This window comes from Algibacter sp. (assembly GCF_049667265.1).
Classification (GTDB): domain Bacteria; phylum Bacteroidota; class Bacteroidia; order Flavobacteriales; family Flavobacteriaceae; genus Algibacter_B.
Genome location: NZ_JBATHX010000480.1, coordinates 1 through 6,019, shown reverse-complemented (window position 1 = coordinate 6,019; position 6,019 = coordinate 1). Strand labels below are relative to the sequence as shown.

General features: G+C 34.5%; 3 protein-coding genes and 1 pseudogene. 1 reads left to right on the top strand and 3 read right to left on the bottom strand.

Annotation, left to right across the window (positions count from 1 at the left end):
• Nucleotides 1-131, top strand: a pseudogene (locus tag WBN21_RS16460) (SAM-dependent methyltransferase); the annotation flags it as partial.
• Here the strand turns inward: WBN21_RS16460 and WBN21_RS16455 are convergent.
• From WBN21_RS16455 to WBN21_RS16445, 3 genes are all read right to left on the bottom strand, one after another.
• Nucleotides 132-542 carry a hypothetical protein gene (locus WBN21_RS16455; RefSeq protein ID WP_424202209.1) on the bottom strand — a complete coding sequence of 137 codons (411 nt, stop codon included), beginning with the start codon at nt 540-542 and terminating at the stop codon, nt 132-134.
• A gap of 382 nt (nt 543-924) precedes the next feature.
• Entirely contained in the window at nt 925-2,652 is a 1,728-nt protein-coding gene (locus tag WBN21_RS16450; protein ID WP_424202207.1) for a TonB-dependent receptor, read from the bottom strand.
• Nucleotides 2,653-2,724: 72 nt separating this feature from the next.
• Nucleotides 2,725-5,742, bottom strand: coding sequence for a tetratricopeptide repeat protein (locus WBN21_RS16445; RefSeq protein ID WP_424202205.1), 3,018 nt, complete (start codon nt 5,740-5,742; stop codon nt 2,725-2,727).
• Nucleotides 5,743-6,019: the final 277 nt, after the last annotated feature.

The following is a 6,019-nucleotide window of genomic DNA, read 5'->3' as shown; positions in this document are numbered from 1 at the left end:
AAAAAGAAGCACCAATGAAATGGTTGTACTTAGATTTTGAAACTTTAAAATTGGCTTGTGAAACTATTGGCCTTAAATGTGAATTGGTTTTGGAAGGTGAGCATTTTGATTATTTGGCAAAACTATCTTAATTAGTTTGCATCTTTTATAAAAACATGCTGTGATGCTCCTTTGCCATAAATAAAGGTATTTTGATTTAATTTGGAAATGAGTTCTGAAACGGCATCAAAAGGATAATTGACTTCGATAAAAAATGCACCATTAATCAATTTTATTTGGGTTTGCACTTGCTCATCCATAAATAAACTTCCAAGTTGCGTATACTCTGCTTTTGGCGGTAAATTTAACTCTTCCAAAACTTCAATAAATCCGTTTTGCTCATTAAACCAAAACTTATAGATTAAATTTTCAGATTGTCCTTTTAGTTTCCATTCGCCTTCAATGGCTTTTTTCACAGATTCAATATTATTACAACATTCTAGATTTTGCGAAAAAGATTGTACTGAAAGTAATAAAACTAAAATGGCTACAGTTTTCTTCATGCTGTGATTAATTAATATGTTCAAAACTAAATAAAACCTAGCAGGTTGAACTTAGTTTTTCACATATAACTTATACTTCCCTTTTTGTCACATTGAGGGAAGTTGAAATGCGAATAATATTAGCGTTATATTTGGTCTTCGACTGCGCTCAGACTGACATTGATATTTTGACTTACTGACCTTTAGGCTGGCCCGCGTTAAGCCTGCCTGCCGGCAGGCAGGGATTGCAGAGGAAAGCCCACAGCCCGACGCAGGAGGTGCGAGGACATGTAACGGAAAGCCTGACCCGCCAGGGGAACGCCCAAAAAACTAGTCTTTGCAAATTTAATAGACTATTGATAAATGACGTTTTGCTTGATGAGATTCCTGCTTTCCCAGGAATTTAAAAATCAAACTTATAGGTAGCTCCGGCTAAAAACTGAATGCTTTGTACCGGAAAATTTTGCCATTTCTGATACGCAGAATCTGCGATATTATTGGCCTTTGCAAATACCGAAAGTTGCTCGTTTATGTGGTATCCTACATGAGCATTTGCATCGAAATAACTATCTAAAACTACCGTAAACGGTGATGTGATAGTCATTCCATCATTCAAGAAAAACTGATCTTTACGCTCGCCTATATAGTACAAATTTGCACCAGCAAACCATTGATCATTTATTTGATAATCTAAAAACAGCGACCCTTTTACGTCTGGTAAATTCCATGCTTCATTTTCGTTGTCCGTACTGTATGAGAAATACTCAGCTTTAATGCCTAATTTGAAATTCCTGTTAACATCTACATTAATTTCTCCAGCTACGCCATAGGTTTTTAAATCGTCGTAAACGATGCCAAATGAGTTACCATAGGTGTAATCTTGACTGGTTAATGTTATTTCGTTATTTCTAAAAAGGGCTTTGTTTCTATCTGCTATATATCTGCCACTAATATTGTAACTCATATTGCTGGAAAGTTTCCCTTTTAAACCAACGTATGCATTGTATAATTGGTCGGTTGGTGTAACAATCAAGGTTGGTGACACGAATGGATTTTCGTTAGCAAATCCGTAATAAGAATTCTGAATTAAATCGCCTTTTATACCGCCATAAGCTATCAACACATCATTAACCAACCTGTATGTTGCCGAAATATTTGGGTAAATATGAAGGTTACTATCACTAGACGCTTTATTGTTGGCATAATATAAGGATACGCCGAGATTAACCGTTAAATCGTCTTGTTTTAACTCGTAAGTTGGTGACAAATTTATTTGAAAACTTCCGTAATCCAAATCATTTGTGTCCATGTAGTTTCTATCGAAAGAACCACCTAAATAATCGATTTTAACATCGGTAGAAATCTCTTCACCATTTATAGGCACATCAACTTTTGCTTTTGCTACAAATCTATTTTCGCCAGAGCCTTGATTGTCTCCAAAGCGTCTGAAAAAGAAACTTCCTGAATTAATATAGGTGTCTTCAAATATGACATCGCCACCAAAATGGGCATTTAAAAATGAATGGTCGACCTCAATATTATTCGCTTTTGCTTGAGTTATTTGCGATTCTGGCACACCATACCAATTGTACATTTGGTGTTGGAAACCAGCCTCAACATTCCATGCTAAATCTCGCAATCGGCTAGAATAGTTTAAATTGACTTTTGAGTTTGAAAAATTATCATTAAACTCTAAGCCTTCAATGCCTCCTGCCGATGAATGATGACTTACATACCCACCGATACTTTCGTTTCTGCTAAGGGCATGATTTAAATACACTTCTCCTAAAATAGTTGTGTAGCTTCCAACGCCTAACGTGGCATAATTATCAAAAAGTTTTTCGGCCGCACGCTTTTCAACAATAGCAGCTTTTCCTTTTGCGGGTGTAAATGTTGAAGCTACAGGAAATGAAAATATATTATACTTAATAACCTTTTTAGTTTCGGTAGTTTCATCTTCTAACGATGGTACTTCCTTTACTTTAAAAGCATCAGAAATTGTTGGTGTATAAGGTTTAACTACATCAATAACACCGGTATTTATAGTGTCTCCCGATTTTCTTTGAGAAAACCCTAAAGTGATGGTTAATAAAAGAATGCCTGTGAAAATATATTTTATTTGCTTGCGCATATTGTTAGATTTTTGATTTACGATTGACGGTTTACGATTTACGATTTACGATTTGCTTACTGTGAACTTATTTTATTCTGGTACAATAGATGAATTTGTTTTGGCTTCTTCCCTTTTTATTTTGCTGAGTTCGGCTTTTGCTTCTGAAACGACATCATCAAATTCTGGAAAATTCTGAATGACACTTTCTAGAATATAAGTCGCTTGAAAAGCATCCTTTAAAGCATAATAGTTTTTAGCCATAAGCACTAAACCTTTCGCGCTATAATATTTATATCCTGAAAAATCTTTAGCTAGCCTTTGTACCGCAACATTTGATGCTTCGTGCTTGCCTTCTTTATTTTTAAAATAGGCATTATAATACAAGGCTTCAGCTGCTGTTTCGCCCGTTGCCACACGCTCAACATCTGCATAAGCTGTTTTTGCTTTTGCTTCATCACCCGTTTTCATGGCAGACCTTGCGATAATAATATGGGCATCGCTTTTAATTTTATTATCAATTGTTGCACTTCTTAAAACCTTTTCGGCGTAAGTAACGGCTTCGTTATAATTTTCTAATTGATAATTTGCTTTCATTAAATTAGATTGTGCAAACACCACATTTTGTGGGTAGTTCGCCTCGGCTTCCAATCGTTTTAAAATTGGCATGGCTTTATTCCAGCTTTTGCTCTCTAAATAATATTGTGATAAACGCGTTAAAGCTTCCTCTGTAAACTCGTTCCTGCTCGCGTCAGTAACATAATTATAATGTGGCGCAGCGTTTTCCAATAACCCTTTCTTGTAGTACAATTGTCCCACATAAAAATGCGATTGTAAGGCATGAATTCCGTTTGGAAATTGATTTAAATACCCATTAAACTGCTTTATAGCTTTATCCGTTTCATTATCTAAATATTGCTTTTCGGCTGCTTCGTAAGTGGCATTATCCAAATCGGCATCAGTCACTTCAACATAGTCTAATTGCTTCACCCAATTGGCATATTCATTTACGCGCCCTAAATCAATATATATTAATCGGGCCGTTGAAACCGCTTGAACAGCCTCGGGAGTCCCTGGGTAGTCATTTGCTACTTTCTTGAATTTGGTTAGGGCACTTTCATTCTGGTTTCCATTATAATAAACCAAACCCTGACGAAGCAATGCTTTTGGTACAAACGAACTCATTTTATATTCGATTGCTAACTGATTGTAAGCTTGCATAGCTTTATCAACATTGTTTTCTTTTACATATGAATTACCAAGTTCGTAGAGCGCATCATCGCGAAGTTTTGATTTTGAATATTCAGAAATGAACTGCTCTAAAGCATTTATTTTTTTTGAAGCATTCCCAGTATAACCAATACTTATGGCTTTTTGAAAGGCTGGATAATCAGATTCTATTTCATTTAACTTTATGGCATTCTCATAGGCAGAAATAGCACTTTGGTATTGGCTAGATACAAAATGTGCATCACCCAAACGTAAGTAAGCATCATTTAATCTTACTTTATCATCTCTTCTATTTGAAATGAATTGATTGAAATGCTCAGTAGCTTTTCCGTAGTTTTTTAATTTGAAATAGGTGTATGCCAGGTTGTAATTTAGGTTTATAGACTCTGGGGTTGATGAAGCTCCTGATTGTTGTTGAAATTGCTTGAAACCAATTAATGCATCGTCGTAATTTGTTAAGTTATAATCGGCCTCTGCTTTCCAAAATGTTGCTCTAGCTGTGTATTTTGCATCTTGCGATTCTTTTAATGAAGCATCAAAAAGTTTTTCTGCTTCTTGGTATTTAGCTTCATTATACAATTCTAAACCTCTATAAAATGCCACTTTTTGATAGGCCACTTTATTTTCAAAACTCTTATTACTTTCTAATAATTTTAAGGCTTCTTTATAATTTTTTGAGGTGATATAAGAATCAATTAAAAGTGTTTCAATTTCTTGTTTATAACTAGTATTTGGATATTTCTCCAAATAGCCAGCCAAAACTTGCGGGGCCGATTGGTAAGGATTTCCAATTTCATAACTAATTTTAGCATAATTTAACCAGGCATCTTCTTGAATTTTTAAATCGTAATTCATTTGCGAGGCATTTCTAAAGGCATTTAAGGCTTCCTGTTTTTTATCTAAATGGATATAACTTTCACCCAAATGATAATAAGCATTTTGAGCTATAGCGTTAGTTCCTCCTACAATTTTATTAAATTCAGAAATCGCTTTTTCATAATCTTTTTGCTTGTAGTATGCATAACCCAACTGATAAAAATCGGTATTGCTCCATTTCCTATTTTTACCTTTATATGCTTTTAAATACGCAATAGCTTCGCTATATTTTTCTAAATTAAAATAACTTTCACCTATAATTTTTGACAGCTCTGAAACCTCTTCTGCGTCGCTTGATGCTAATCTTTCTTTGGCTAATTCTATGGCTTTATCAAATTTTCCTAATTTGAAGTTTAAATCTGCCTGATAATATGAAAGTTTTTCTTTGTAACGTTCCTGGTCGCTTACTTGCTCGAAATACGCATTGGCGCTATCATAATCATCACCTTCATAAGCCATAAAACCAATGTAATACTTGGCTTGTGAACCAAATTCTGGGGAGTTTTCAACCTTACTTAAATACTTCTTGGCGTCTTTATATTGTTTTGTTGAAAAGGCCGTGTAACCATTATTAAAATAGAATTTTTCGCGTTCCTTTCTTCCTAAAGCGGCTTCATCAACTTTATCATACCATTTTCGGGCATAAGCATATTTAGAATTTTCAAAGTAGTAATCGGCAACATCTACAAAGGCGGTATTTCTTTTTGTACTGGTTGGATATTCTTTTACAAAATCTTCAACTAATTGGTCTGCATTCTGCTGATTTAACCTTACTGCGCAATTTGCAATGTAATAAGCACAATCGGATTGCAAAATAGCTTCTTTTGCTGTTTTTTTAACATTACTAAACATGGACTGAGCAGCTTGGTATTGTTGATTATTATAAAGCGACAATGCTTTTTGATAATCCACTAAACCACTTGTATAGGTTGCAGATTGCTGTGCTATGATTTGAAGACTAAAACTTATGGCAATTACTAATGAAACGATACTATTCTTAGTCATTTTTGGATTAATTTTTAAATTTAAATCAAAGATAAATTAATATGAATCTTATAACGTAATAATCGTGCCATAATTATAAACGGAGTTATTAAATGTTTAAAAAAGACGGAAGCCCGAAGACCGAAGCTCGAAGTTTTGGTTGAAACTACATGAAGTCTTTATAAATCGGATTTATGTTTTTGGAATGCATGTTAAAAAAGGGAGGTCTGAAGACGGATGACGGAAGACCGTTGACTGAAGACTTTAAACTGATTACTGAAGACTGAATACTGTAGAC